A 24,582-nucleotide genomic window follows, 5' to 3' on the forward strand; every position below is an offset into this window, starting at 1 on the left:
TTTCACCCCGGCACTACAGTGACTTCGGTCACATTCGCGATCTCGAAGAATTCAAAGGGAATTGAGTTGTAGAAGGGGTCCGTAAACTCGTCCTTGTATCCGAAAAGGCCGACGAACTCGACGCCATCAAAGGTGGATTCGATGAATTGCCGGATCAGATAGGCATCAATGTTCTGGCCATTCCACGGGCGAGTTTCCGGAGAAACTAGGTATTCGGCCAAAGCTGCCGCAACGACGCTTGGAGATGGTGCAGGACAGCCACGACGATTGGCAGATGCCGTAATCTGAACGGTCAGCCGGACATCCATTTCAACTGGCCGTATGAGCCGCACCGACCGGCAATAGCCCTCTTCAATAATGTTCACGATGAGGCCGCCATAGGTCGAAATACCCATGGGAATGTATCGGTTGATGACCGTGGCGATTTCCGCGTCGTCACCACCCAACACAGCCACAGCGATTGTGTTGGGGGGCATCTGGTTTTCATCGTTGGTCGAAGTTTCGTTGACGAAAACCTGACGATAGCGCACCCCGTCCACATTCTGGACTGCACGGGCCAGATCGGCGAGGATTACCCGGGCTGTTCCCTCGTTGGTAATTGCCTGACGATAGGAACCATCCTGCTCCCCTGGGCCCCTCTCGGTAAGACGAATACGCCCAACACGATCCAGATTTGCGCCTTCTGCCTGATCAGGGTCAATTGACTGATATACGTCCTCAGCCAGCTCCCACATCCCGGAAGTCATGTCGGCAAACAACCCATTTATCTGCCCCATGGGAGACTGCGGCGTCTGGATAATTCCGGGCCCAAATTCGGTAACCAAGCTTTGCTCGATTTCATCAAGTATCCGGCCCAGCGGCTTAACCACAAAGCCGGTCGGCCTCACACCGTACTCGCTCATATCCCGGTGTCCTCATCGTATACTGTTGAGACAGAGGCATTGGGAACATCCAGCCGCCGGGTTTGACGGAAATGGCGAATGGAAAAGTCGGTAATCCCAGTCACCCCATCCGTATCCAGAATCTCAGCTTTGATCACAGCCTCTGCCAGAGGCAAATTTTCGGGCGAACCCAATATCTGAGGTATCCAAGGCACGCCGGCGCTCGTATCGAGAAACCATTCACCTTCATGCGTCATTAGCCGCTGCCTGGCGTGCTGACCAATTGCCTGCGCGTCGTGAACCAAAACGAGGTTTCCGTTGGGATCCAAATACAGATCAGCTGGATCGCCGGTCAGGGCGAGGCCAATTCGCTTTACCATTGCAAACCTCAGAGAGACATTTCGTCGAATTTGTCAGCGATCGCGAGGATGTTATCGCGGTTGGCCAATGAGTGGTTTGTCCCCGATGATGATCCATAAGCGATGACAAGCTCATCAGAGCCGATCAAGCGTAAAGCTTCAGCCAAAAGCGTGAACCAGTTTCCTGCCGCGCCTCGCATGCGAAACTTGCCGTCCTCACTCATTTCGATGGCGAATTGCCCATCGGCCGAGCGAATTTCCATGTTCTGGGAATTGAAGTTCTGGATTGGCGCAGTGAGACTTTCACCACCCTCAAGATGGGCCTCGTAGTCTGACAGGCTGAACGAGCGGCTGTCTGCCGCGGTGTAACCTTCGCCGTCCTGTTGGTAGCCTTCAGTTGATCTCATCTGGGGCCGCAAGGTCACCTTATCGCCCGCTTTGATCGGCGACGTTATGACAAAGCCGCCAGCACGCGGGAAGCGGATTGGCACCTCGAGCAATGCCGGTATTTCGTGTTCTTTGCCCCGGTGCAGCTTCTTGATCAAAGGCTGGATCGTGGCGGTCTGCGTCGAGGGGTCGAATGCAACCACCCTACCCGGCATCTCCCCCCACTGCTCGGCCCGATCTGCGGCGATGCGGCTGTCGATAATGTCTTCCAACCTTGAAGTGGTTTTGCCGATGTGTCCGCCCATCAGTTTTTCACCCCCTCATCAACCTTGCCGCCCTCTATCCGCTCGCCCGTGACGATCACTCGGAAGTCACCATCCTTATTATCGCCAGTGTAGACGACCTCCGAAACTCGATAGGCGCCGCCTTCAGCATTCATCGAAAGAGTTTGGCTTTCGATGACAACCTTTCGGTTTGGCCGGATTTCCGGGTTGAGCAGTGCCTCAACCTGGACGCCATTGTCCGTGATGGTTGGCGTTCCGATCAGGCCTGTGGAAGGGCTCAGAAAGGCAGCAGCTTCAATGTAGCCATTGCCTGGCACGATCTCCAATGCCTCATTCTGCAACGACCAATAGAGCTTGTTCTGTCGAGAAATACGGTCCATCTCCTGTGTGCACGAACTGCAAACGGAATATGGCCTCCGGAAAGGAGGAAGGTCGTCCAGACCCTTCCACTCGCCCCGATCAATCCCATCTTTCTCGAACTCTTTATAGAGGTCATCGATTACAGTGCCGACACGCGTGCCTGCGGGATAAGTTTTGCTCAGGAATGCGTTTCGCAGTGCTTTCACACCATCGCCGCACGAAAGAGTTGTGATGATATCAGCGCCCTCACGGCGATGACGAACGTCGCGCAAAACCCCTTTGAAGATGATGCCGACATTCGAGCTTGAAGCTGAAGCTTCTGTCTGCGCCCCGCCGGAGGTGAACGGCAATGTTCCCATTGCGCTTATGCCAGCGGGCGGCATGTAACCAGCTTCTAAGGTGACAAGATCGAGCTCTTTGCCGACAGCGTTCCGGTTGCCCTCAGCCAAATTCCAGATCTCAATTTCCGCGGTGTTGGCGTTTCCGGATATATCCTTGGCAATGTTGAATGCGACCCTCATCTGAGGCCCATTCTCACCACCAGGATTAACCGTGAAGCCTCCGCCGGAGCCTTGGAATGTGGCTCTGACTTTCCGAATATACTGGAGCATGTTTCCTCAACCGACCACAGCCGCAATCTCCGCCGGAGTAGCGTGATACATCCTCACCATCCCGCCGGGCAGTTCATCCCGGCCCGGGTTGGTTTCTCCTGTCTCGGAAAGCAGGAAGATCGAGCCCAGGCCAAAATCATAGGCAGCCAGTAGATCGCTTCCGACCACTAGGCGGCGTCCTGTCAGAACTGGCGTATCGTCGATGGACAGATCCATCATCCAGCGTTCAGCAGTGACATTGTAGCGAATGCGGATTGTGCAGCGACGGCCGTTAAGGACGACGGTGAACTGCTGATCAGCATCATTGGTAACAACAAACTCTCGCATGGTCATTCTCCGAACATGCTGTAGAGCAGCGAGGAACCGCGGCTTGCTTCGACCGGCTTAGTGGCACTATCGCCCCTTTGTACTGTGCTCGACGCCCGATCAGATGTCTGCCTGTCACCTGATCGTTCCGACGTTGGCGCGGCCGACCGGCGGCTGTCTTTGCCGCCCGGGTCAGCTTTTCCGCCCCGCTCGCTTTTGCGCTGTCCGCTGGAATCGGATGCTGCTGCCTGAGCGGTATCGACCAGAATGACTTCCTGTAGTTCAACCGTTCCACGAAACACTTGGCTGTAAGTCGCATCACGTTCGGCTGTCAGTCGGCGGATCAGCAAATTCCGGTAGATATCAAGCCCGGATACCATCGTGAATGGTACACGGCTTTCCTGCAGCCGGCGTAATGCTTGCCACGTTGCTGCAGCGCTGCGGTCAGCGACTTCCATCACCAACCGACGCGGCTGCATGTAGGCATGATCTGTGATGTCAGCCGAAGCCTCAACCGGGTTCAGCGTGATCTCAAGCTCAGTCTCGTGTTGCTCACGGATGATCACGTCGAGCGATACCGGGCCAATCAGCCGACTGAATGCAATGGCTGTCATAATCAGTCCGCCACCATCTCACGAGCCGGGGTAACAACAGGGCCGACGCGACCACCCTTGCCAATGTTGATGTTCTCAAGCGACCGAGCAGCCTGCTTAGCCTGCTCCACCTTCTGCAAGAATGGTGTGATATTAAGGTCGGCCTTTGCCTCAATGTTTCGCTCAAGATCACTCAAGGCCTCTCTTGCCGCACGAGCTGGGTCGAGGATGCCGCTGTCGAGGTTCGCCTTAATTCTTTCAAGGCCCTGAATCATAGGGTCAGGGTCAAGCTGCATGCCCTCTGCTGTGGAGAAGGCCCCGCGCACACGGTCATCAGGAGTACGTTTGAACCCAAGCATTTGAGGAACCAAGCTGTTCCTAAACTCCAGCGCATTGCGTCTCGTCCGGCCCGGCGCTGATGATGGTGAGCCAGAACCAGTGTCATTCGCCTCGAAACTGGCGCCCCCTACAACACCGCGGATCGAATTCATGACTTCGATAGTCCGCTGAATGGCGGCGGTGATGCGGTCAATGGATTCAGCTATAATCTTTAAGGCCAAACCCACTGGGTCAGTAAAAAGACGAGTAAAGTTTTCTCCTGCGTTCTTTGCCCATCCTTCCATTGCCGTCATCGCGTCGGAAATGGACCCCTGCTCAAATCCGGCAATGGTGATCGGCTGATCCCACTCCTTCTTCAGGTTCTGCCAACTGTCTGAGAGTCCCTTTAGCCAACCAAAATCTCCGCTTCCTTCAGACCAGCCGGAGGACAGAGACTCTCTGGCGCGTGCAATGGCATCTGCAAATCGGCTGGCGGATTGCTCCAACTCCTTAAACTTCGCCTGAAGGTTGGCGATAGCCTTTTGGCCCTGATCCGTAGATCCAATCAGGCTGTCATCCCCATTAAGAGCAGCGAGAACATCCTCGAATGCTAGAAGCGCTGCAATCATTGGCACTCGCCGGGCCATGGCGATGAGTGCTCCCCGGCCAACAGCAGAAGACGCAAGCAGACCAACGCCTAGACCAGCGGCTGTCATGCCTTTGCTCAATCCCAGCATTTTAGCGGTCAAGGCAACTACACCGTCGGCAGCCTGATAAAATCCACGGCCAATTCGGTATGCTTGCGTGGCAAGTTGTGAAGCGGTGTTCATGGAGCCGACGAGAGCGCGGGAAATGTTACGCGCAAGACGCTGTGCAAAGCCATTTGCCCACAGGCCATTCACCCATTCAAGCAATGACTGAAGCCTACGCTTAACATCGTCGTAGTACCCAGCATCTGAGATGGTGAGGAGAAAGTTTTTCCAGTTGTCTGAGAGGTTTGACAGAATGCCGTCAAAGGTCTTGGCAGCTTCCTCAGAGGCACCGAGATATTTCTTTCCGAGAGCATCAATGAGGAGCTGGATGGTTTCCCGTCCCAGTTTTCCCTTGGATGACAACTCTTGCAGTTGAGCCGCAGTCTGCCCAGTCGCCTCTGAGAGCAACTCCCAAACTGGAACACCGCGCTCCAAGAGCTGCATAGCCTCCTCGCCTTGAAGCTTTCCTTTCGTCCAAGCTTGTCCAAGAGCAAGAACAATGCCGTTCAGTTTGTCTGCGCCACCACCGGTAGCGGCCATGGTATCGACAATAGCACGCAGCGAACCATTCGTGGGGTCAAGCCCGAACGAGCGCATGTTCGCAAAGGCATTGACCACTTCATCAAGCTCAAGTGGCGTTTCAATAGCGAACTGCTTGATCCAGCCCATTGCCTTTTCGGCAGCCTCGGATGATCCCTCAAGCGCACGAAGGCGGACGCCGAAATTCTCGAACTCACGGCCTGTCGATGTAATGCCGGTTATGAAGTTGCTGATCCCGCGACCAATGGCATTGGCCCCACCTATTGCGGCGTAGGCAGCCGCCACACCGGCACCTATACGAGCAACCGCTGATGCAAAGCCGCGTGCGTTGCCTTCAGCGTTTTTCAGCCCGTCATTGAACCTCTTGAGATCGGCCTCACCACGAAGATCAAACCCCAGAACAGCAACAAGTTCATCGACAATCATGGTAGCCTCACAAAAAAGGCCGACCTCGTTGGAGGTCAGCCTATAGATTTCTTATGATCAAGCGTACTACTCAGAGGACTTCGCGTCAGGCCGAGTGATCATTCGAAGATAAACTTGACGTCCGTTAGGATCGGTCGCTCCATGACGGATTCGCCGGTCACCATAGCCTCAATCGTTATCGTACACGCATCATCCTGTTCTGGCGCACGATAGTGCTTTTCAACGCAAGTAGGAATGAGGTGCCTAAAATCTGACCGATCTATCCATGGTGGCCTGAGGAAAACATCACCGCCTGGCAATCTAAGCATAGTGGTGTCAAACGCAGCATCATCTACTCTGCCGCCTTCAATCCGCACTCGTTGCCCCGCCAACTCTGGAGCCATAATCATAAAATCCAACCCTGAGAGGGTCCGGACCTCTTGCGCTGTTGAAGCGCCGGCAACAGCGAAAAACGCAATGAATATCAGACCAGTCCGCATTATTTTTCTCCAACCCATTCCCTATGTGTAAAGGGCGTAAGGGAGAAAGCAACACGCTAATCCTTTTCGGCAGCCCGGGCTTGCATTGCTCCACGAAGATTGAGTGCCTCGTGAGCGTCCATCACATCGGATAGCGTGACCCATTCTTTCAGATCACGCTGGCTGTATATTGGCGGCTCCGAGAGAACTGGCCGCCAAAGATACATGTTCAATGTAGGCGCGGCGCGAAGTTGTTCGCTGTGGGTTAAGCCGCGGCTGTTCCCATACCCCTCCCACTCGCCACGGCTCCGGAGAAAAAATCGCCAAATACCTCGCGGACTACAAAGGTGATGACCGGAATGACTTCACCCAGGCGACCGGAGAAATCCCCGTCAAAGTCCACCGGCTCATAATGGCCGGACGGACGCTTTATGAGAGCCATTTCCGTGAGGTCTTTCAGGAGCCCTGCAACGTCTTCAGGCTTCAGCCCGGAAAGGATTCCTGTCAGAGCTTGCACAGCGGCAGCGTTACCACGATCCTTCTCCGCCGTTCCTTCCGACGCGCGCGCGCCTGCAAAGATGTCGGGCAGTTTGTCGATTGCTGGGCCCACCGCTTTCATGAGGCGGGCCTGCATGACGATGGCGACAGTTGCCAATGGTGGATCGACCTTAAACGTCCGGTCGCCAATTTTCTTCTCAGCCATAATTGCCTCAGCCGTTCGGGATCATTTCGTTCCAGTCGCCGCAAACGAGCACCCACACTCGCACAGCAGCGTTCCGGCCTTTGGAATTATCCGGACCGGTCTTGATGTATGCCTGTGGGGTAGACCCGCCTTCGCCGCTGGACTTGTCTTTAAAGTCGAACGGGAAGCCCCGGCCACCGGCCAGAGCGCGTTGACGCTTTTCCTTCTGCAGCAGCATGCGGTGCGTTGGACTGGTGTGCATAAGACGAAGGGTGATCGTGGCTGCACGGCTCATGTTCTGACTGAACAGGAACGATGCATCAGCGCCGACAACTTCCGTGCCTATGTCATCACGGCGGGTTACGACGAGGGCGTCATCACCCTCCCAGAAACCCGAAACTGGCTGACCATCGAGTGTGGCTGCAACGGCCCCAAAGCCGTAGCTTGATACCTGCGGCATATGGGCCTCCTTAGAAGTTCATCGTGTAGTTAATGGTGGAGTAGTGCACCGCGCCGCGATAGCGGAACGTTACCGGAATATTCGGCGCAACACGGGCAACACGCTGGCTGGCTGGCACATCGAAAGCACTTGGCACATCGACCGTGTAGTTCGGCGCATATTCACCAGTTTCCGGATCCAGATCGATTGCAATTAGACCTGCCCGGTCTGCCAGCCCCATTACAATGCGCGGTGCACTGGCCAAAAGCTCCATACCGCCATCATCGAAAGGAACGGCATTATTATTGAGGTAGATGCCGAGCACTTCCTCTTCAGTCCGAGCGATGATCCAGTCTGTGACATGGATTTCGTCGATGAAGACGTTGGCGGTGAGGGTCGAACCTTCAACCACGAATATCTTGTCGCCGATGTCGATCTGCACATTAGCCATGTGTCCGGCTGGCCCAGACTGACCAAGCTGAGGCACGAAGCCGGAGATCGCCTGGATTGCAGATGATGGCAGATTGACCGGCGGCACTCCCCGAAGCCGCTTATATTTGCCTGTGTAGTTCGACTGGCTGTTGTCGAAGTTGAATGTGCCAAGCAAGGCTGCCAGAGCAAAGGCCCCATAAATATCTTCATCGGTGTGATAGAAGACCGCCGTGCGCTCCACAGTGCCTTTGTGGCGAGCCGCGACGTTGGTGGTGTTCGATGGGTTCTGCAACAGCGGATCGTTGCTGTCGATGATCGCCATCTTCCTGCGGCTTTCGGTCCAGGAAATCAGACCGTCAATCGCCGGAACATCACGAAGGCCCTTATCGATAGTGAGCCAGTACCAGCCGTTGTCAGCATCTTCGATGAGGTTGAGCTGCGCTGTAAGAGCTGCAGCATCAAATGTTTCAGCAGGAGCCACCGGCGTGGGGCTGTAATATCCAACCTTGATCTGGATCGGACGCGGGTTCTGGGCGAAGGCAAAGGTTGCGGCCTGATAGAACTCGTCCGTGGTATCCCAATCTGCCGCGACTTCATCAATCGAGCCATAGACCTTTGTGCGATGGGTGGCATCGACTTTGCCAGTCTTGGCTACCCGGGTCAGGAACAATGGCACCCCGAACCCTCGGCGGCTGGGGAATGCGTCGGTCCGCGTGAGGGTCACGTTGACGACGCGCGAGTACGGGATCTTCGCCATGAGCGAGCTGTCCTCTCACGTTGTGCCCTCGGCGGGCGTTCTGGTTGGAAATTCAGGCGCGATCTACGCTGAAGCTGTATTCTTCGATCGTATCGATCGGCAGGGCATCACGATGGATGCCTCGGATCTCGATATCCATCTGAGCCCTCGTTTGCCATTCTTCATTGAGAAGCTCTGTGGCATCGCGGATTTGGCTTGTTTCATGCACGATAAGCGGGCGTATGGGCGCGGTCGCTGTCTCGATCTTTTCGGCCGTCTTCACCCTGCGAAGGATGGTGGCTGCTTCCGGGCCGTAAACGTTGATGGAAAAGCGCCAGTACCAGTCGCGCACCGGCGCCTGATAGGCCTGATCATCAATCTGTCGAAACTCATCGACAATCGCATGAGGATGAAGCGCATCGCTCATGGTCAGATTTAGAACCCCATATGGTTCTGCCGGCTCCGTCCCGCCTTGGTAGGTATGGATGACGGTGACACCCATGATTGAAAATAGCCACCGCTGGAGAGCATCGCGGACTTCTTTTTCCGTCATGCGGATGCCCTCAGCTCACCAAGTATCGCCTTGGTGTAGCCGCCCAATGCTTGCCAGTCATCGACTGACAAAACCTTGTAGCGGCGAACTCCATCAACAATCTCATCGTCGGATTGCAGCCCTGCCTCTGTGAAAATCTTGGCCTTTGCCTCGTTTCGCAACCCTTCAGGCAGATTGCGAAACTCATCGCCGGACAGCGGCTGCAGAGAGCCGATGATTTCTTCTCTGACTTCGGGACCGTCCACAAAGTAACCGTCAACATATCCGCCGCCGAAACGGCGTATGTGAACCAGCATAGTGCCTGTGCGCAGGTTTATGGATCGCCGAACATTAAGCATTGTCGACCTTCCACGTGACTCCCTGACGCATGGCGCCCGTGTCTATAAGCGGATTGCTGGAGCCCTTGAGCTTGACCGTGACTGGGCTGTTCGGCGGACTGGATAGCGAAGTGATCTCGGACTGAATATCGCCTTGGGCCATGCCGCCAAGCCGCGCCAATATGGCATGCAGGCTGGTGCCGCCATGCAGCAGTTCATATGCAGCGTGACGCATAGCCTCGCGATATCGGTTCTGGTTGGCGCGCATAGCATTACGCAGAAACGGTCGTTCCGGAATCGGCCCGCCCCACCCGCCACCGCGTGTGCCAAACTCATTCCAGATCGCTTTTTGAATGGTGTCATTTCCTGCCTCCCCGGCAGGAAATCCAACCTTTACATGCGACCCACGAAACGAATGTGCAAACACCCGGTGCAAGATATTGTGGTGCTCTCGCCGCTCAACTTGAACATTGAACACGTCACACCACCAATGGCCCGGCGAAGTTTGCTCGCATCAGCAGCAGAAACCGCCGCCCATAAACAGTGCTGGAATAGCCCCATGGATCGTATAGGTCAGAACCAGAGCTACCGGCACCAGCGCCGCCGTAAGTCGTCTCGACCTCGCCGACCTTCTCTCTGGTGATTGGGCCAGCATATTCGCCACCCACAGCGCCGGGATTGCCCGGCAACATGCCTTCAACCGTCAACAGGTGAGCAGTGAGGAGCATGATCGCCGGCTGATAATCGCGTTCGACCCACCGAGTATGATCCGGCTGGCCTATCACCCCGACCGCTTCTTCCATCACGGCATCGATCTGATCCTGACAGACAGTCGCAAATCGTGGATAGCGCGTGAGGAATTGCTCATAGGTCGGGATGATATAAGGCATAGATCAAGAGCCTTTCCGAGGCCGTTCAATCTTGGTTTCAGGAGTGAACCGTTCGACCTCGACTTCCACAGCCTTGGCAGCAAGCCAGCCTTTGATGGTCGGGTGAGACTTCAACGTGTCCCAGTTCTTGACCTTCACAGCGCGACCGGCGGGAATGATCCCACCGGTTGGAAGCGCCAAAGGTCGATCGGTGCCGTTTTTGACGTTTGCCATGGGTCAGGCCTCCGCCTTGTTCGCCTGAACAAAGGCCTTCTTATCCGCGTCAGACAGTTTTTCGAAGCGTTCGACGGCATCCTTGCGGAGGCCCTTGGTGACTTCCTTGCCGTCAAACGTGATGGAGAACCAGCCCGGTCCTCTCTCGGCAATGGCGTAGCCGCATCCAGCCTGGTTGGCCGGTGCTTTCGGACCGTCTTGCTCAGATTGGCCGACAGCAAGCCGCGCTTCGAGATCGCCGACCTTAGATTTCTCGGCCTGCAACTCGGTTGTCAACGCGGCGAATGAGGCGTCAAAACGCTTCCGCATCTCAGCCATTTCCGGCGTGTCGCCGTTCTCATCCCTAACGTCCGATGCTTCAGGCTGCTTCCTGCCCTTGCCGTCGACGATGATGGCGCCGGCCTTCACCTGAGCCGCGACCACAGGATGATCCTTGGACGCCTCCCAGATTTCCGGCTCTACGACGATGGAACCGCGCCCTGGGATGACCTGCCCCGTCGGAAGGCCGAAGCCTCCCGGCAGCAGGTTTTCGAGAGTGACCTGTTTGGACATATTGCCCTCCTCAAATGCCGTCGAGATAGCGAGCGGCGCCCGGACGGCGTACTTCCACGCCGCCGGTGCGGAAGATGCCCGGAACCTCGAATTTCAGGAGACGCTGCTCTGCCTGAAGCCAGCGTAGCGGCATGGGGACGTGCATCTTCACGACGTCAGGCGTGCGACGGTACGCCATCATACGCTGAGTGCCGCCAGCGCCAGCCGTTTCCAGCCCGAACACTGCTCGGATGGTCAGCGGGCGACCGGTGCGCGCCGTGTAGACGTTGGCTCGCAGGATGTAATCCAAGAGGTTCGTCTCGGATGTTGGGTCGAGGCGACGGCCGATCAGGTAATTATAGCGATCCTGACTGATCAGGACCGTGTCAGCCGTCTCGATGCCGTTCGATTCAGTGAAGATCACACCGAGAACACGGTTGAAATCGGCAACGACCTCATCCGGAGTCTTGGTCGGCCACGTCGCGGTGCCGGCAGCACCGTTCGCCGCGGTGAGCGCCGTAATGCTCGTTGTGTTAATCAGACCCGCCATTCCGAGCTTTGGACGACCAACGAACGCGAGGTTATCGATGAACTGCTCATACTTGCGGCGGGCAGCATCGGCGCGCTCGTCCTTCAGGCGAATACCGTATGCCTGTGCATGGGCGAGTTCCTGAAGGTTGTAGCGATAACCGATGCCGACCATGACGACACGGCTTGAGCCCTTGTCGAGCTTGAAATCGACAAAGTTGATATCGTCGCCGTCCGGCGCGAACTCACGAGCCTCGCCGACGTCATCCCCCATGGAGAAAAAGTCGATGGCCGTGGTCCACTCTGGCGCCGAGTTGTCGACCGGCACCAGTTCGCGGTACTGAAAATCCGGGTAAGCGCGGGCGTAAATGCCCGGCTCAATGTAGTTCTGCGCAGTGCGCAGGAAGTTAAGCGCCAGTGCGGGCGCGTCATTGACGAACATGATGATGTTCCCTTACTTGGTCACGCCGAGGCGGAGCTTAGCGAGCTGATTTGCGCCGGACGTAACCGTGGCCCACTCAGCGCCGACAAGGAGCTGGTTGGCGTCGGAGTTCGACACGTTGGTGAAGGTTCCGGTCGGCGTCATGTAGACGTCGTCACCCTGAGCGACTGCGACGAGCGCCGTGACCCAGATGGTGCCATTCTTCATCACGCTGATCTGGTCAAACGGCTTGTAGGCCTCGCCCTGCTCATGCGGGATAGTCCGGTCGACGACAGCAACGCCAGCGAATTTGCCAATGGCAGTCGGCAGCGCAACGGTGTCTTCAACAGTGCCGAACAGCACACCCCGGCCAAAGGGGATATTCGCCGAAGCCTGCGCCACGACCATCGAGATGATGTGGTGCGGTTCGGTCGTTGCGATCATGCCGGGATAACCCTTAGGCGTGTCGCGGCTGTAAGAGACAGGCGGGATGGCCATTATGCAGACTCCTTCTTGCCCTGCCAGGCGTTGCGATCACGCTCCAGCATCTGTGCATATGCGTCGTTGACAGTGAGGCTGTCGGTGGTCTTCACGCCGCCGCGCAGGGCATCACGCATGCCGTCTGCTGGCTCGACTTCCCGTAGAAGATCGAAAGCAGCGTCGATGTAAGCCTCGGACTTGTCCTTGATCGCGTCTTCGCCACGTACTGCAACTACGGCAGCGCGACGAATTGCGGCGTCGGAGAGTCCCTTGATCTCAATGTTGGGAGCGACCTTCTTGGCGGCATCGATGAGGTCAGCCCGCCCCTGTACGAGCGCGTCGAGGGCGCTGGCGTCAACGATCTTAGCCTTGGCATCATCGCGCTCAGCGTGCGCCTTCGCGAGTTCGGCATCCTTGCTGGCGAGTGCCGCAGCATGATTGATTTCCGCATCCAACAGCTTGGCCTCGATAGCCTGCTTGTCATTCTGGAGCTTGTCGATGGCAGCAGCGCCCGCGTCGGTCGTCTCGACCTGGAGCCCGTCGACCATCACCTTACGTAGATCGGCCATACGGCCCTCCTTTGGTGCATTGTCAAAAATCGGGGCAATGCCCCATGCAACCGCACCGTCTCCGATGCGGCATTCCATTCCCGCCCGCCCGCGATGGACAATGGCGAGGTGGTTGGCTCGAATGTTTCTTTGAACCGCGTCATAGGCCTCACCTGAGGGCGTGGTGCCGCTTTCAAAGGCCAAGTCGCAGGTGTACCCGGCAGATAGCTCACGCTTGCCGCCTTTGACTTTGAGAACTGCGCCGGCATCTTTGACTATAAGTGGGATACGCATTCGGTGACCGTCGCGAAGGACTTCGCCACCAGTCTCACCGACCGCCAAATCTTTCCAGTTTTCAGACGTGACGGCCACACTCGGGTGATCATCCGTGACCGGAATGTGCGAGAAGGAGGCAAGGCTGCGGTCTGAGAAGACTTCGGCTTCCGGGCGATACACCCGCACCCTATCAAGCTCAGGCTTCCCGACCTCAGCACCAGTGTAAATCTGGATGCCGGTACGCACGGCACGAGCTTCAGCCACGAGGTAGCCGTCACCGGTCAGCCGGACGCCATCGATCGGCGCCGCATCGATAAAATTCATGGCCGAAGCCCTCGCTTCTCTGTATGATGAGGCCAATGTCAAACGATCAGCTCGACCGCATTGAAAAGTTGCTGCGCGATATCCGCCAGCATCAGTTGGACCTGATGATGCGCGTCATGGCCGTTGAAAGCACATTGAAGCGGCATGAAGACACGGCCACGCAACGGCAGTTGCTGCTTTACGAATGGTGCGCGCCGTCCAGCTACAAGCAATCTCTCGAAGCGCTGCACTACGAAGAGATCAATACGCCGGCTGATCTCAGCAACGTTCTGGCCAGATTTAAATCCTGATCCCGTTAAAGCGTATGATGCCTTTGGCTATGCATCGGCAGTTGATCGGCTGACCTGGTGGAAGCCCCTGCTCTGCCCCAGTCGGCTCAGCGTATTTGTATTCCTTGCCTTCAAGCGAGAGATGCAGTGATCTGACCCTCTCATCCTGACTGGTCATCCAAACATATTCTGTGATGCCCGCCTGCTCATGCCGCTTGCGGTTCAGATCAGACGTAACCTTCGAAATCTGATCCCGCGCAATTGTCTTGGCGCGCCGGTCGCTGATCCCGAATAGGCCAGTCAGATCCTTGCGAAGTTGAGGTGCTGTTCTTCCCCGCAAGATTGCGTTTGTCACTGCCGTCTGCACGGCGGCGACGGTGTCGTCTGCCAGCCTTCGGATCAGGCCGACATTTCTGGTTACCGAAGTTTCCAGAAACCACTCCAGATCTTCCTCTCGCACCACTGCAGCAATATCGATGCCCAGTGCAGAGCGCACAGACTGTAACCACTTGCGGCGATGTCTCCGGGTTTCCGCTCGCAAAATGCGTTCAACCAGCTGCTCAGCGATGTTTGCCAGTCCGCGAGCCACAGCAGCCAGCAGGTCAAATGCGCGAATGTTCATATCCCGCTGCAACCGATCGCGCGCTGTGGCCAACTCAGTCTCTGCTGCCGGCAGAATGTTTTGCTTCACCTCTGCTGCAATGCCCCGAAGCATTGTTCTGAGCTCCCTCAGATACTCCAACTGTGCGCCTTGGCTGTCGGCGATGGGCGGCAGAATGACTGATGACCGGCGACGATCAGAAACGAGCTCGGCGAGGTTGAAGGTTTGCATAAGCCCAAAATTCCGATAGTCATATTTCAACAATTAGAAGAGGAAAGCGATATGCGTTTGGTCCGACTTGAGACGTCTGGCGGAGTGGCTTACATAAATCCCGACCACGTTATTGCTGTTGAAAGCCAAGGACGTGCCGGTTCTTTTATAGTCGTTAACGGATATGCTCAGAACCAAACCAGTTTGCGTTATGGTGTTCAGCTAGAACCCGACCAAGTTGCTGCTATATTGCAAGGTTGAAGGTTCGTCCGATACCCGCTATATTCATTGTAAGCCGCGCGTCGTTTCGGACGTGTCAGCTCAGGCTTCGGCATCGAGCAGCGCGGTCTATTTCTTCCACATCGTTACCATGTCGATCCGACGCTTTCCGCGCCGCACCTCAGCCACGTATGTGTAACGGTCACCATCAATCGTAGCATTTATCTGCACGCGTGGCGGGCCGAATGCTCGTTGCTTTGCAGGTGCGTACGCTCCGCCCTTTATGACTGCTGGAAGCTTAGCGAAGTCACCCATCGATACCGGCTTCTGGCCTCGTGACAATTCAGACTTGCCGCCATGCTTGCTCAAAGAGTGTTGGATGGCCTGATTGCTGACCGAATGCTTGAACCCCTTTACGTCAATGCCGACAAGTTTGGACAATTCGGCAGGACGACGCACTGAGGCAAACTCGACATGCGAGGCTTGGTTCGTCCCGGCCATGCCCGCAAGAATTGCAATACGTGACCCGGACGATACCCACCGCCCATCACCTCCCCGCGGCTGGCGCGGGTTATAAGCATCATCAAAAGGGCGGGCGGCATCGCCCACCTCCCGATCGACAGGAACTGGCTGTTCAAAATCGATCTCGCCGATTTCCCTGCCACTTTCAGCCTGTGCAGCTTCAAGTCCAGGATAGGTCCCGGCCTCAACGCATTGGTTAAAGCGAGCCTTGGCCAGCACTTGGCTATCGAATGCACCGGACTGGCTGTCGATGTTGAATGCCTGGGCATTCTTGAGGTTGATCTCTGCCCGGTCCTTCTCGCTATGCTGCCAGAGTGGCGCCCAGCGATAGTGTATCTCCGGCGGTCGCGATCCAAGCGCTGAGCGAATGATGCATTCGTCCAGGATGGACATGGCCGGACGAAGCTCCAGCTCTTGCCCTGAACTTATCCGGTCGTAATAGTTGATCAAATCGCTTTCGCCAGTGCTGTTCTGACCGGCAGGAGACTGGCCCAGAAAGCGGGTTGCAGGGATATCCGCAGCGCCAGACGCAATCTGCAGGAAGCGATCAAGCACGTCAGGCAAGGTCGCAAAGCTAAGCTGCTTTGAATCCCATTCTTCTTCTTTATCCAGGAGCAGCGTGTTGTGCATGCTCTTGGCCATCGAAGCCAGTTGCGTGCGCTTGAGAAAGCGCGACTCATAATCCGCCTGCGATACCAGCGACATCAGGCCCGGCACTCTGACAACATCAATCTTTGCCTCGTGCGTCATATCCGAGATGTTGGTAGCTGAGCCTTCTGCGTCTTTCAACGCACGGTTCACCGCATCAAGAATGCTGTCGCCCCAGCCGTCATTGACTGATGAAACAAACCCGTCCGGCTTTGGCGATCCGATATGGCGCACCATCCGCGATGGGTGGATAACAACCTCTCCGTTCGTCGTCTGCATGCGATAGAATTTCGGCAGGCCGTACCAGTGGGATTGAGGATCTGTCTCCAGCTCACCAGCAGATAGCCCCTGGTTGGTGACCACAGTCAGGAACTTCAGCCCGCCTTTTTTGATACGCTCAGGCCGTAGCTCCTGATCAAGGTTGACGCTGCCGTCGCTGATCAGGATTGCAGCGCCGCCATACAGCCGGGCCATTGTCTTCGCTTTGAGCGTGGCCAGCTGTACACCAAGCCGACGCTCTTCCTGCTCTATCAGCTCAATCTGGCTCTTGTCTGCCTGCCAGAGCCGCCATGCACGGCACATATCCATGGCTGGCACATCAACAGCCTTGCGGGCCATCCATGAGCCTCGATAAGCCGCCTCAAGTTCCGCCGGGGTCATCGGGACAAATGTAAAAACCGAAGCCTGCCCCTTGGACTTCAGTGTTCCCATACCTGTGATGAGATTCGTCAGGCTGTCGAAGAACTTGAGAGCATTCATGTCTTCGATCCAGCCTTACAGATTATTCAACGTATATTGTGATCCCGTCAGCATGAGATCGGTCAGCGCCCACACGGCGGCATCAACCCGGTCAGGTGAACCATCACCCATGTATCCATCGCCGGTCATGGCGCACATTTGATCTTCCAGATGCTCAAGCCCGCCCACATGTTTGATGCGGTCCTGCTCATAAAGAGCAGCGATAGGCTCAGCCCTCACGACTTTGCCGCGGCTGGCCACCACCTCAGTATACGAAACCTGCGCATCGACCGTGCGAATGACGTGCTCAACCATCGCGCCGCCAAAGTTGCGCTCAGCGACAATCCGGTCTGCATTGAACTCGTGATATGCAGCCACTGCCCGCCGTCCCCATCCATCAGGAGATAGCTTGCAGGTGCGATCGGCCAATATGTAGCCCGCCCCGTCCACACCCTTGCCAGCAACAACGATTCCAACGCTATCGCCGTCGTCTGAATCGCCCGCGGTGCCAGATGGATCAATCGAAACGACAATGCGCTGCATGTCTGGCAACGAACTGCCGTCCTTGGCACTATCGATCATATCCCGCGTCCAGAGAGCGCCCGGCACATCATCCAGAAGCTCTGCGTTCAGTTCTTGCCGGCCAAGCCTTGTGCCCTCGTATTTGTCCTTGATTGCCTGCAGAAATGTCGGCGCCAAATTGCCAGCATTATCGAAGGTCGAGCCTCGCGTGATGATCGTGCGAGCGTCCCGTATAATTTCCCGCAGCACCTGGTTCGGCTTTGGCGTCGTTGTGATGCACGTTCGCGGTCTATCACCAAGGCGCAGACCGAACATTGCCATGTCCCACGTCTCACGCAGGTATTTCCATGCCGCCAGCTCATCGCACCACAGCCGGTCATGCTGCGGACCACGAAGACGCTCCGGCTCCTCAGCTGAGAACAATGTTGCAATGGCACCGTTCGCCCAGGTCAGCCGCCGTTTGGACGGCTCATATTGAGGTCGCCCCAACGCTTCGCCTGTATGTGTCCGGTCCCCAGCCCAGCACACTGCAAGCAGACCGCTTTCACCTTCAACCATAACGTCACGAGCATCAGAGGCAGTTGGAGCAATCAGCCCCAGACGGGTAGCCCCGGCTTTCAGTTCCTCTCGCGCCCACTCTGCCCCCGTGCGTGTCTTGCCAAACCCACGGCCCGCAAGAATTAGCCAGTTTTGCCAGTCACCATCCGGTGGCAGTTGGCTCGACCGTGCCAGAAATCGCCAATCATGAAGAAGCGCCTGGCACTCCCTATCAGTCAGCCCCGCCAGTATCGCGCTTTGCTGCGCCGGTGGGAGCTTGGCGAGCGAGGAGAGATTGAAGCTTGGAGCGGGCATCGGTGATCGTGATGTCTCCTGAGACTTCCGCCTCAATCCTGTCTGTGAACAATTTGTGGTATTTGCCGAGGAGCCCCCAAGCGCTCACACGAGCCCCGTGAGACGACCCTTCGCCGGTGCGAGTCGCCTCCTCAAGAAGTCCGCGAAGCACTCTACCTGCCGACAGATCGAGCTCTGAGGCGTGTTTGTTTTTCCGCTCTGCGATCTCGGCTGCGATCCCAACATTTCCCAACATCCGCGGACCGGTTACGTCCGCGTTCTTCGCACTGTATCCCGCCCGTATTGCAGCCTGCGTTGCATTGAGGTCGATCAGGTATTCCTCAACGAACCGCTGTTGGCGGGCGGTCAGTGCCATTTGTCTCTCGCTTCAGTTTTGGCGGGTGTTTGACAATGTGCCGGCCAACCGCCGGCAGGACTTTGACAACAGCTTTCAAGCCACCGGTTCGCTTCGCATCAACCAGCATTTGGCGGCGGGCTTGGCAGGGAGCGCAGGTCATGAAAGCACCGCTCGTTGTCCGGTGGCCGCAACAAGCTTGCCGTCGCGCTCCACTTTTGATCTTCTATAACTTTAGTAAATGAGATTCGGTATGACGAGCGAACCAATAGGCCAACGATTCAGCCAAGTGTATTTGAGGGAGCCCAATTTTCTTCCGGACAGTGAAAGACTTCGAAATAGGCTTGGGATTATTTACGGAATTTTTGAGGATCGCACATTATTTGGCAATAAATTAGAAAGCGAACTTGGCGTTATGCTAAGTAGAGACCATAGCTATACGTCGAGTTGGCCGGTAATACTGAGACAACTTCAATTACGCGACGTTTTAGATTCCATTACTATTCGGTGGAACTCCATAAGCAGCGTTTATCCCGATCGTCGAGAAGCAGACCGAAAAAGGTTCATCGCGCAAGTTCGCAGGGTATTCGTGGAAGAGCAGGTGCGTTATAGGATCGACGACAGTGCTGGAGTCCATTTTACACAAGATTCAGAGTTTGAAAGGTCTCGCATTGCGACGATCACCATACTGGGCAATCCTCGATACAATTCAGTAAGGCAACTGTATGAAGAAGCATTCATCTGCTTAGACAGTTTGCCACCAGACGGCAAAGGTGCAATTCGGCACTCATTCTTTGCGATCGAGGCACTCTTTCGTTTAATGTTCCCGAAAGCTTTGCAGCTAAACGGCTCAGAGGTGAACAAATATGTTCGACCTCAATCAGATGTAAAATACTCTGAACAAGAGGCTGCTAAAAATCTTGCACGAAAACAAATTTCATCTTTCATAGACTGGATCGACGGCGCTCATTTTTACAGGCATGAGCCTGGAACAGAAGACCCCGCGCAGCCTCCGCTAGAACTGGCCGTTTTTATGGTATCTCAAGTCAGCGGGTTTATCAGATGGCTTGTTACGTTCGACCAAACAGAAGGTGAAACCCCTAGTTGAAAATCCCCAATATCTACAAATCAAGTCCGAACGCGGCGCCGTTCGTTGCGCCGATCGGCCCATGATGTGTCTCGTAAGCTGTTGTCGAATAGTGGTCTGAGCGATGGATCAGCGCGCCATGAAAAGTCTCGTCGGCTCTTTAACGCATCATCCTCGATTGTATACTCAATGTATGCTTTTTCGGCATGGTCAGCCAACACCCCAAAAGCCCGCATATTGTCCGGCAGGACGGTCGTGCCGGACAGGTTGATCGAAATCTGTGCAACAGCGCGATCTTTTCGTCGTCTGCCTGTTTCTGGATGAATGCCTTCCTCGTTGAAGCACCAGTTCTTGAATGAGCCCTTCCCGGCCTTTGAGAATGCCCATGCCCAGAGCGCGCGGCGCTGACTTTCATCTTGTATCGTTCCGGTCAGGTCGAGGCAGCATTGCCATTCTGTCACTTCACTGGTGGACGCACGTGCGCCTTTACCTTCCCAGAACTCGGCCCTGTGTGCGGAATGCCGTTCGCGATCTTCGGGCTTCAACTGGTCGCGTTCCCCAGGCCGCGACCCCCAGCCGTTCATGTCGGACTGAGTGTGGACATAAGGCAAGGCATAGGAGCCATAGCCCTTTGGCCGTGTGCCGGTACGGGGCAATTTGAGCTCTGTCTGTGCGGCTCGGATGAACATCTCTGCGACTTCAGCTTCTGTCATGGCGTCCTTCTGTCGTCGAAAAGATCAGGCTGCGCGGCACCGGGACCAAAAACCCGGACAATCCTTTCGTACATCATACCACCAAGAGCGTATCGCTGCGGGATAATGCCAGATAAGTCTCTGGTTATCCTCTGCAAATCGCTCACCGGTGCCCTGTCCCAGAGTTCAAGCCATTCTGCTGTTCGGGTATCGACGATGCCACGGCATGCCCTGATAAGATCGGAGGCAGCCCACAAACCCGGCTCGTCCAGATATCGCTTGGTGTTGTCAGTCTCGGCCACCGTTGTCATGAGCATTCGGAAATGGTCTTCGCCATATCGCCGGAGGATGCGTTCAAGTGTTTTCCCGGCACGCGTCTGCCCCGGCTCTGGATCGCGGTGCTTGTCCACGATCTCAACGCCATACTCGGCGCAGATTGAGGCAACGCGTGGATCGATCATGCAGCAACGCCGCTCCTCACTTCGGCCTCACGCTCTCTGATCATCTTCAGGATGACGCCAGCGAAGCCTTCCGCTTGGCCAGTTTCGTCCATGGTCAAAGAGCGTTCGAGAATGGGCGGTGTGACGCCATATTGAAGAGAGATCGAGATCAGCACCGCCGTGTCTCGGACCATCGTATCTACGCTGGTTCCCACCTTCCTCGTGGAAGCAAAAACTTCTGTGATCCGTTCATCGTCGGTCCAGCCGAAGGAAACCTGAACCTCCATACCCTGGAACCAGATATCGCAATTCTCAGCCGGGCGGCGATTTGGAAGATGTTTCCGGCTCATATTCCTCGCCTCCTGGTTTCAACAGTAATTGAGCCTTTGCCCAGACCGCGGAAAACAGTGCGGCGTTCAATCGACTGGTTCATGGCGCGCTCTTTTGCCCATGTCTCTGGATTTAGGAATGCTGGCACATGTTCTTCAGGTTGTTCGCCTCGATCTACCCGGATATCTGGCTCGCAGTGCTTCCTAACCTTGAGCTGCGCGGCGGCTATCGCCTCGGCATAGGTGGGGAAAACAACGATCTTGCCGTCTTTGCTGAGCATCCTCGTTCTGCGATTGCCTGGGAATGCGTACTCGGCAGCATAGCCGCGGCCAAACGCGACAAACCAAGCGAAAGATTTTCCGACCTCATAATGCATCAGAACAACTCCGGCGTCGTCGGGCGCTCTGACACATACCGAGTGTAGCGGCCTTCGAATTTGACGAACTCTTTCACGCCGCCTGCGCCGTATCGGGTTTTAATCGCACCGATTTCAGCCATTCCAGCAGGGTCGCGCGGTGTATCCTCCCAGTTCTTTCTGAGCATGAAGCGTTGAGTGATCTTGCCGGCCTCAGCAGCATCACGGGCTACACTCAACTGCTCATCCCGCCAGCGCTCTGGCCGGTAGATGTAGAGAATGGAATCGTAGTCCTCTTTGGCCTGCTCACCGCCGAACAAATCCTCAGCAATCGGCCTTGGGACATACCGCTCCATTCCCTTGCCGTTTCTCTGGTTGAGGAACAGCACCACTGCCTCAAGGTCGCGAGCCAGGGCCTTGCCCGCACCATTGACGATAGCCGCCTTTGAACCTGCGTCTGCTCTTGGATCTTCGGCCCTCACCTTGCGGTTGTGATCCAGAATGATGAGCGGTGCGCCCCAATGAGAGCCGTCGGGTCGTGCCATCTTTTTCAGTGTCTTTGCCCAGCGTTTGGTCAATGACACGATTGCTCCAATCTTGTGATCTGACAGAGAGCGCACATGGAATGGCGCCAGCTTTTTGATCCTCAAGCCTTCATCGGCGACCATCTGAAATTCGTGGTCGTTGATGCGGCGCTGAATCATCTGCGAGACGGATATGCCGGTGGCCTGGCTGATCATCTGACGCAGCACCTGCTCATCCGTCTGATCGTAGCTCATCAACAGAACTGGATGACCTGCATCTAGAGCCGACCGGACTACTTGGAGCACGAGCGAGGTCTTCCCTTCACCTGAAGCACCAAGCAATCCATACAGATTGCCAACCTGAAACCCTGGCTCCTGCAGGACCGTGCCAATCTCAGGCAATGGGAATGGGATAGCCCGCTGTTTAACCTGGGGCTCTTCACCGATGTTTCTGAGCAATCGATCGAGCGCACTGTCTACGTCGGTGTCGGCGGGCGCCTGCGGTGCCAAGGCCCGAAGCTCTGCAACTCTCTCCTCAAGGTCGCTGATGATCGACAAAATCGAGGTGTCGTATCCCTTCTCCGCAAACATCTTCCACATGTCGCGGGCGAGGGAGAGGCCGTTGCGAACTACAAAGCCTGACACGACCTCAATTGCATAGTCGCGAGCATTTGCCACGGTTGAAGCTGCGCCTGCGAGGCGAGCGACATATGCGACACCATTAATCTCGCCTACTTGCATGGTGCGAAGGTCACTCAGCATAGTGATGGGATCGGCCCTTAATCCCTGAGCCAACTTTCCACGAATGCAGGCAAATATCTGCTGGTGGATCTGTTCGCTGAAATGCTGTGGCTCGATGAAGCTCACATGATCAAGCACATCATTGTTGAGCATTATTGCTCCGAGAAGCGCTTGCTCTGCCTCAACGTTGATGCCGGCGTCGACTTCCCCATCACGCACATTGTGCATGTCGTAGGGAACGCTTGGATTGTCGGCCATATCTGGGTGATAAGCGTTCATTCTGCCGCCTCAGTTGCCCGCGGGAATACCACGCTGATGAAATCCTTGGCTTCGCCGCCCTGATTGCGGGCCATGCGAAAAATGCCGCGCGCTTCCATATCCTTTGTGATCTTTTTCAGCAGGTGCGCAGATCCGGCCAGCCTGTAGAGACGCTCGCGTTCGACAGATGAAATCAAGCCCGTTCGCTCTTTCTCGAAGACCGCTAGAATGCGGTTTGCCTTCGCCTGGGCAGCGGGCGTGAGATCGGGCTTATCGACAGGAACAGCAATTGCTGGCTGCTCAGGTTCCGGCTCTGGTGCTTGAACTTCTGGCTGTAGCTTGTCGTGCACGAGAAAGCGGCCAGCGCCGAGGTTTTTGATATGGCCTGTGGCTGCAAGGCGGCGCAGAGAGCCAACGTTCAAGGCACCCACATGCATGCCCAGTTCTTTGGCGATTTGGGATGGTCGCAACAGGCATAGCCCATCTGAGCTACGGTTCGCCCGCATGATAAGAAGGACGTCATTGTCTGTGGCTGGCTCTGTGAGTGCAGGCTTGGCTGGTGCCGTTATCAGCTCTGGATTGCTTTGATATTGGTCAACGCTCTTCACCGGCCTTGGTGCGTCTTCCAACACTTCCAGTCTCGATGGTTCAGGTGCCGCCTCTGTTGTGGCGCCAATTGCATGCAGCAAAGGGGCGGGAAGGTTTTGGATCGTCTCAGCAAACTGCGCCTGGGCAGACAGAAGGGCGTCAATTGCCTGAATCGCAGGCACAAGGCTTTGGCCCGTCTTTTCGCACTCCAGTTGCTGCTCGCGATGGAACTGCATCTGCTCCTGTGCATGTACCTGATGCCGGACAGCTCTATCTCTTATCTCATGGAGGTTCATGCTGCCCTCCTGCTTTGTTCGTAGGCGATCTGTTTGAATTCGGGTGTGTTCTTGGCGGCAATTGCTATTCCAACGGCATCGGCCATGTCGTCATTGGTGACAACGATCCTCTCCCGAGCACACTGTTCTCGGACGGCCTTCTTCCAATCCTTGCGCTCCCAGCCAGGATGGCGAGCAAATCCAAGAAATGCTTTACGCCAGGTAGCTGCCGGGATGCAGACGCGGGGCAATGCCTTCCAACCGCATAGAGCTGAAATCGCGCCGACTAACTGGTTTGAAGAGATCATAGCGTTGGTGCCGCCGCCACTCGTGACGATTATCTCCTTCTCACCCATCATCTTCGTTGTACGTTTGCCCTGAGGAAGCGTTCGAAGCGGTGTTTCTATCGCGACGAGGTCTGGGCGACCGACTTGCTTCAAGAGCAATCCGAACTGTCGGCCCAACGATTCAGATCGATCTTCAAAATCCTCGCCTACAGCCTTCAGGACTCCAGCCTGAATGGCCGAGATACTGCGATCGGTGTCGTAAAGAGCCCATCCGGTCGTTTTTGCGATATCGAGGCCGATTACGATCATTTGCTCAGCCCCCTCGCCACATGAAGCGCTCCACGCTCGGACGGTGTGCCGATGCCTCGGGACAATTCCTGATGTTCAGGGCAGTATGCTTGCTTCCTGTTTGGTCGCGCAGCACCGCAGAAATAAGTGGCTGCTT

At 56.0% G+C, this 24,582-nt stretch carries 33 protein-coding genes; 2 read left to right on the plus strand and 31 right to left on the minus strand.

Annotation, left to right across the window (positions count from 1 at the left end; translation table 11 throughout):
* Window positions 1–2: 2 nt before the first annotated feature.
* The 20 genes from FPY71_RS10030 to FPY71_RS10125 form a co-directional block, all read right to left on the minus strand.
* Window positions 3–902, minus strand: a complete 900-nt coding sequence (locus FPY71_RS10030) for a hypothetical protein (protein ID WP_149300111.1) — start codon at window positions 900–902, stop codon at window positions 3–5.
* Complete coding sequence (locus FPY71_RS10035) at window positions 899–1,261, minus strand: contractile injection system sheath initiator (protein ID WP_483964274.1); 363 nt, start codon at window positions 1,259–1,261, stop codon at window positions 899–901. Before FPY71_RS10035 ends, FPY71_RS10030 begins: the two co-directional genes overlap by 4 nt.
* An 8-nt stretch (window positions 1,262–1,269) precedes the next feature.
* The gene (locus FPY71_RS10040) at window positions 1,270–1,932 is read right to left on the minus strand and encodes a Gp138 family membrane-puncturing spike protein (protein WP_149300115.1); all 663 of its coding nucleotides are present in this window, start codon (window positions 1,930–1,932) and stop codon (window positions 1,270–1,272) included.
* The gene (locus FPY71_RS10045; RefSeq protein WP_246160289.1) at window positions 1,932–2,792 is read right to left on the minus strand and encodes a baseplate hub protein; all 861 of its coding nucleotides are present in this window, start codon (window positions 2,790–2,792) and stop codon (window positions 1,932–1,934) included. Before FPY71_RS10045 ends, FPY71_RS10040 begins: the two co-directional genes overlap by 1 nt.
* Before the next feature lie 96 nt (window positions 2,793–2,888).
* A complete protein-coding gene (locus FPY71_RS10050) occupies window positions 2,889–3,209 on the minus strand; it encodes a phage baseplate plug family protein (protein ID WP_149300117.1) in 321 nt (106 codons plus the stop codon).
* 2 nt (window positions 3,210–3,211) lie between these two features.
* Entirely contained in the window at window positions 3,212–3,802 is a 591-nt protein-coding gene (locus tag FPY71_RS10055) for a phage baseplate protein (protein ID WP_149300118.1), read from the minus strand.
* Window positions 3,803–3,804: 2 nt separating this feature from the next.
* Window positions 3,805–5,817: a tape measure protein gene (locus FPY71_RS10060; RefSeq protein WP_149300119.1), complete on the minus strand. Its 2,013-nt coding sequence runs from the start codon at window positions 5,815–5,817 to the stop codon at window positions 3,805–3,807.
* 98 nt (window positions 5,818–5,915) lie between these two features.
* On the minus strand, window positions 5,916–6,296 hold the full coding sequence (locus FPY71_RS10065; protein WP_149300120.1) for a hypothetical protein: 381 nt from the start codon (window positions 6,294–6,296) through the stop codon (window positions 5,916–5,918).
* A 244-nt stretch (window positions 6,297–6,540) separates the two neighbouring features.
* Window positions 6,541–6,978, minus strand: coding sequence for a phage tail assembly chaperone (locus FPY71_RS10070; RefSeq protein ID WP_149300121.1), 438 nt, complete (start codon window positions 6,976–6,978; stop codon window positions 6,541–6,543).
* A 7-nt stretch (window positions 6,979–6,985) separates the two neighbouring features.
* On the minus strand, window positions 6,986–7,417 hold the full coding sequence (locus tag FPY71_RS10075) for a phage structural protein (RefSeq protein ID WP_149300122.1): 432 nt from the start codon (window positions 7,415–7,417) through the stop codon (window positions 6,986–6,988).
* 10 nt (window positions 7,418–7,427) lie between these two features.
* A complete protein-coding gene (locus FPY71_RS10080) occupies window positions 7,428–8,585 on the minus strand; it encodes a DUF3383 family protein (RefSeq protein WP_149300123.1) in 1,158 nt (385 codons plus the stop codon).
* A 52-nt stretch (window positions 8,586–8,637) separates the two neighbouring features.
* Window positions 8,638–9,117, minus strand: a complete 480-nt coding sequence (locus FPY71_RS10085; protein ID WP_149300124.1) for a phage neck terminator protein — start codon at window positions 9,115–9,117, stop codon at window positions 8,638–8,640.
* Window positions 9,114–9,455, minus strand: coding sequence for a phage head completion protein (locus tag FPY71_RS10090; protein WP_149300125.1), 342 nt, complete (start codon window positions 9,453–9,455; stop codon window positions 9,114–9,116). Before FPY71_RS10090 ends, FPY71_RS10085 begins: the two co-directional genes overlap by 4 nt.
* Entirely contained in the window at window positions 9,448–9,912 is a 465-nt protein-coding gene (locus tag FPY71_RS10095) for a hypothetical protein (protein WP_149300126.1), read from the minus strand. The genes FPY71_RS10090 and FPY71_RS10095 overlap by 8 nt, the downstream gene beginning before the upstream one ends.
* Window position 9,913: 1 nt before the next feature.
* A complete protein-coding gene (locus tag FPY71_RS10100; protein ID WP_149300127.1) occupies window positions 9,914–10,324 on the minus strand; it encodes a DUF4054 domain-containing protein in 411 nt (136 codons plus the stop codon).
* Between the two features lie 3 nt (window positions 10,325–10,327).
* Window positions 10,328–10,537 carry a hypothetical protein gene (locus FPY71_RS10105; protein ID WP_149300128.1) on the minus strand — a complete coding sequence of 70 codons (210 nt, stop codon included), beginning with the start codon at window positions 10,535–10,537 and terminating at the stop codon, window positions 10,328–10,330.
* A gap of 3 nt (window positions 10,538–10,540) precedes the next feature.
* Complete coding sequence (locus tag FPY71_RS10110; RefSeq protein ID WP_149300129.1) at window positions 10,541–11,089, minus strand: hypothetical protein; 549 nt, start codon at window positions 11,087–11,089, stop codon at window positions 10,541–10,543.
* Window positions 11,090–11,099: 10 nt separating this feature from the next.
* Window positions 11,100–12,038, minus strand: coding sequence for a DUF2184 domain-containing protein (locus FPY71_RS10115; protein WP_149300130.1), 939 nt, complete (start codon window positions 12,036–12,038; stop codon window positions 11,100–11,102).
* A gap of 12 nt (window positions 12,039–12,050) precedes the next feature.
* A complete protein-coding gene (locus FPY71_RS10120) occupies window positions 12,051–12,515 on the minus strand; it encodes a structural cement protein Gp24 (protein ID WP_149300131.1) in 465 nt (154 codons plus the stop codon).
* Complete coding sequence (locus tag FPY71_RS10125) at window positions 12,515–13,645, minus strand: DUF2213 domain-containing protein (RefSeq protein ID WP_149300132.1); 1,131 nt, start codon at window positions 13,643–13,645, stop codon at window positions 12,515–12,517. The genes FPY71_RS10120 and FPY71_RS10125 overlap by 1 nt, the downstream gene beginning before the upstream one ends.
* A gap of 35 nt (window positions 13,646–13,680) precedes the next feature.
* Between FPY71_RS10125 and FPY71_RS10130 the strand changes: the two genes are divergently transcribed.
* Window positions 13,681–13,935 carry a hypothetical protein gene (locus tag FPY71_RS10130; protein ID WP_149300133.1) on the plus strand — a complete coding sequence of 85 codons (255 nt, stop codon included), beginning with the start codon at window positions 13,681–13,683 and terminating at the stop codon, window positions 13,933–13,935.
* On the opposite strand, the gene FPY71_RS10135 is transcribed toward FPY71_RS10130, so the two are convergent.
* The 4 genes from FPY71_RS10135 to FPY71_RS10150 form a co-directional block, all read right to left on the minus strand.
* Window positions 13,925–14,746: a phage head morphogenesis protein gene (locus tag FPY71_RS10135; protein ID WP_149300134.1), complete on the minus strand. Its 822-nt coding sequence runs from the start codon at window positions 14,744–14,746 to the stop codon at window positions 13,925–13,927. The two genes, FPY71_RS10130 and FPY71_RS10135, sit on opposite strands and share 11 nt — an antisense overlap.
* Before the next feature lie 327 nt (window positions 14,747–15,073).
* Window positions 15,074–16,873 (minus strand): anti-CBASS protein Acb1 family protein, encoded by a 1,800-nt coding sequence (locus FPY71_RS10140; protein ID WP_149300135.1) that lies wholly within the window; start codon window positions 16,871–16,873, stop codon window positions 15,074–15,076.
* 15 nt (window positions 16,874–16,888) lie between these two features.
* Window positions 16,889–18,226: a DNA-packaging protein gene (locus tag FPY71_RS10145; protein ID WP_149300136.1), complete on the minus strand. Its 1,338-nt coding sequence runs from the start codon at window positions 18,224–18,226 to the stop codon at window positions 16,889–16,891.
* Entirely contained in the window at window positions 18,144–18,581 is a 438-nt protein-coding gene (locus FPY71_RS10150) for a terminase small subunit (RefSeq protein ID WP_149300137.1), read from the minus strand. Before FPY71_RS10150 ends, FPY71_RS10145 begins: the two co-directional genes overlap by 83 nt.
* A 232-nt stretch (window positions 18,582–18,813) precedes the next feature.
* Here FPY71_RS10150 and FPY71_RS10155 point away from each other — a divergent pair, with 232 nt between their 5' ends.
* The gene (locus FPY71_RS10155; RefSeq protein ID WP_149300138.1) at window positions 18,814–19,668 is read left to right on the plus strand and encodes a hypothetical protein; all 855 of its coding nucleotides are present in this window, start codon (window positions 18,814–18,816) and stop codon (window positions 19,666–19,668) included.
* Between the two features lie 20 nt (window positions 19,669–19,688).
* Here FPY71_RS10155 and FPY71_RS10160 read toward each other — a convergent pair whose 3' ends face one another.
* The 7 genes from FPY71_RS10160 to FPY71_RS10190 are packed head-to-tail and all read right to left on the minus strand — an operon-like array spanning window position 19,689 to window position 24,446.
* Complete coding sequence (locus FPY71_RS10160) at window positions 19,689–20,360, minus strand: hypothetical protein (protein WP_149300139.1); 672 nt, start codon at window positions 20,358–20,360, stop codon at window positions 19,689–19,691.
* A complete protein-coding gene (locus tag FPY71_RS10165) occupies window positions 20,357–20,800 on the minus strand; it encodes a hypothetical protein (RefSeq protein ID WP_149300140.1) in 444 nt (147 codons plus the stop codon). The genes FPY71_RS10160 and FPY71_RS10165 overlap by 4 nt, the downstream gene beginning before the upstream one ends.
* Window positions 20,797–21,129 (minus strand): TSCPD domain-containing protein, encoded by a 333-nt coding sequence (locus FPY71_RS10170; protein ID WP_149300141.1) that lies wholly within the window; start codon window positions 21,127–21,129, stop codon window positions 20,797–20,799. Before FPY71_RS10170 ends, FPY71_RS10165 begins: the two co-directional genes overlap by 4 nt.
* Complete coding sequence (locus tag FPY71_RS10175) at window positions 21,126–21,485, minus strand: hypothetical protein (RefSeq protein ID WP_149300142.1); 360 nt, start codon at window positions 21,483–21,485, stop codon at window positions 21,126–21,128. Before FPY71_RS10175 ends, FPY71_RS10170 begins: the two co-directional genes overlap by 4 nt.
* Complete coding sequence (locus tag FPY71_RS10180; protein WP_149300143.1) at window positions 21,485–23,008, minus strand: replicative DNA helicase; 1,524 nt, start codon at window positions 23,006–23,008, stop codon at window positions 21,485–21,487. Before FPY71_RS10180 ends, FPY71_RS10175 begins: the two co-directional genes overlap by 1 nt.
* On the minus strand, window positions 23,005–23,811 hold the full coding sequence (locus FPY71_RS10185) for a hypothetical protein (protein WP_210246272.1): 807 nt from the start codon (window positions 23,809–23,811) through the stop codon (window positions 23,005–23,007). The genes FPY71_RS10180 and FPY71_RS10185 overlap by 4 nt, the downstream gene beginning before the upstream one ends.
* A gap of 56 nt (window positions 23,812–23,867) precedes the next feature.
* Window positions 23,868–24,446, minus strand: a complete 579-nt coding sequence (locus FPY71_RS10190; RefSeq protein ID WP_149300145.1) for a RuvC family protein — start codon at window positions 24,444–24,446, stop codon at window positions 23,868–23,870.
* Between the last annotated feature and the right edge of the window lie 136 nt (window positions 24,447–24,582).

The sequence above is a fragment of the Aureimonas fodinaquatilis genome (genome assembly GCF_008369445.1).
In the GTDB taxonomy this organism is placed as follows: domain Bacteria; phylum Pseudomonadota; class Alphaproteobacteria; order Rhizobiales; family Rhizobiaceae; genus Aureimonas; species Aureimonas fodinaquatilis.

Coding starts and splice junctions, on each gene's coding strand:
- FPY71_RS10160 (WP_149300139.1), bottom strand. CDS start 20,360: ATGACAGAAGCTGAAGTCGCAGAGATGTTCATCCGAGCCGCACAGACA.
- FPY71_RS10065 (WP_149300120.1), bottom strand. CDS start 6,296: ATGCGGACTGGTCTGATATTCATTGCGTTTTTCGCTGTTGCCGGCGCT.
- FPY71_RS10130 (WP_149300133.1), top strand. CDS start 13,681: ATGTCAAACGATCAGCTCGACCGCATTGAAAAGTTGCTGCGCGATATC.
- FPY71_RS10110 (WP_149300129.1), bottom strand. CDS start 11,089: ATGTCCAAACAGGTCACTCTCGAAAACCTGCTGCCGGGAGGCTTCGGC.
- FPY71_RS10120 (WP_149300131.1), bottom strand. CDS start 12,515: ATGGCCATCCCGCCTGTCTCTTACAGCCGCGACACGCCTAAGGGTTAT.
- FPY71_RS10145 (WP_149300136.1), bottom strand. CDS start 18,226: ATGCCCGCTCCAAGCTTCAATCTCTCCTCGCTCGCCAAGCTCCCACCG.
- FPY71_RS10115 (WP_149300130.1), bottom strand. CDS start 12,038: ATGTTCGTCAATGACGCGCCCGCACTGGCGCTTAACTTCCTGCGCACT.
- FPY71_RS10070 (WP_149300121.1), bottom strand. CDS start 6,978: ATGGCTGAGAAGAAAATTGGCGACCGGACGTTTAAGGTCGATCCACCA.
- FPY71_RS10030 (WP_149300111.1), bottom strand. CDS start 902: ATGAGCGAGTACGGTGTGAGGCCGACCGGCTTTGTGGTTAAGCCGCTG.
- FPY71_RS10040 (WP_149300115.1), bottom strand. CDS start 1,932: ATGGGCGGACACATCGGCAAAACCACTTCAAGGTTGGAAGACATTATC.
- FPY71_RS10035 (WP_483964274.1), bottom strand. CDS start 1,261: ATGGTAAAGCGAATTGGCCTCGCCCTGACCGGCGATCCAGCTGATCTG.
- FPY71_RS10180 (WP_149300143.1), bottom strand. CDS start 23,008: ATGAACGCTTATCACCCAGATATGGCCGACAATCCAAGCGTTCCCTAC.
- FPY71_RS10100 (WP_149300127.1), bottom strand. CDS start 10,324: ATGCCTTATATCATCCCGACCTATGAGCAATTCCTCACGCGCTATCCA.
- FPY71_RS10050 (WP_149300117.1), bottom strand. CDS start 3,209: ATGCGAGAGTTTGTTGTTACCAATGATGCTGATCAGCAGTTCACCGTC.
- FPY71_RS10045 (WP_246160289.1), bottom strand. CDS start 2,792: ATGAGGGTCGCATTCAACATTGCCAAGGATATATCCGGAAACGCCAAC.
- FPY71_RS10080 (WP_149300123.1), bottom strand. CDS start 8,585: ATGGCGAAGATCCCGTACTCGCGCGTCGTCAACGTGACCCTCACGCGG.
- FPY71_RS10075 (WP_149300122.1), bottom strand. CDS start 7,417: ATGCCGCAGGTATCAAGCTACGGCTTTGGGGCCGTTGCAGCCACACTC.
- FPY71_RS10060 (WP_149300119.1), bottom strand. CDS start 5,817: ATGATTGTCGATGAACTTGTTGCTGTTCTGGGGTTTGATCTTCGTGGT.
- FPY71_RS10125 (WP_149300132.1), bottom strand. CDS start 13,645: ATGAATTTTATCGATGCGGCGCCGATCGATGGCGTCCGGCTGACCGGT.
- FPY71_RS10085 (WP_149300124.1), bottom strand. CDS start 9,117: ATGACGGAAAAAGAAGTCCGCGATGCTCTCCAGCGGTGGCTATTTTCA.
- FPY71_RS10185 (WP_210246272.1), bottom strand. CDS start 23,811: ATGCAGTTCCATCGCGAGCAGCAACTGGAGTGCGAAAAGACGGGCCAA.
- FPY71_RS10175 (WP_149300142.1), bottom strand. CDS start 21,485: ATGCATTATGAGGTCGGAAAATCTTTCGCTTGGTTTGTCGCGTTTGGC.
- FPY71_RS10190 (WP_149300145.1), bottom strand. CDS start 24,446: ATGATCGTAATCGGCCTCGATATCGCAAAAACGACCGGATGGGCTCTT.
- FPY71_RS10150 (WP_149300137.1), bottom strand. CDS start 18,581: ATGGCACTGACCGCCCGCCAACAGCGGTTCGTTGAGGAATACCTGATC.
- FPY71_RS10135 (WP_149300134.1), bottom strand. CDS start 14,746: ATGCAAACCTTCAACCTCGCCGAGCTCGTTTCTGATCGTCGCCGGTCA.
- FPY71_RS10170 (WP_149300141.1), bottom strand. CDS start 21,129: ATGAGCCGGAAACATCTTCCAAATCGCCGCCCGGCTGAGAATTGCGAT.
- FPY71_RS10090 (WP_149300125.1), bottom strand. CDS start 9,455: ATGCTTAATGTTCGGCGATCCATAAACCTGCGCACAGGCACTATGCTG.
- FPY71_RS10105 (WP_149300128.1), bottom strand. CDS start 10,537: ATGGCAAACGTCAAAAACGGCACCGATCGACCTTTGGCGCTTCCAACC.
- FPY71_RS10140 (WP_149300135.1), bottom strand. CDS start 16,873: ATGAATGCTCTCAAGTTCTTCGACAGCCTGACGAATCTCATCACAGGT.
- FPY71_RS10055 (WP_149300118.1), bottom strand. CDS start 3,802: ATGACAGCCATTGCATTCAGTCGGCTGATTGGCCCGGTATCGCTCGAC.
- FPY71_RS10165 (WP_149300140.1), bottom strand. CDS start 20,800: ATGATCGATCCACGCGTTGCCTCAATCTGCGCCGAGTATGGCGTTGAG.
- FPY71_RS10155 (WP_149300138.1), top strand. CDS start 18,814: ATGACGAGCGAACCAATAGGCCAACGATTCAGCCAAGTGTATTTGAGG.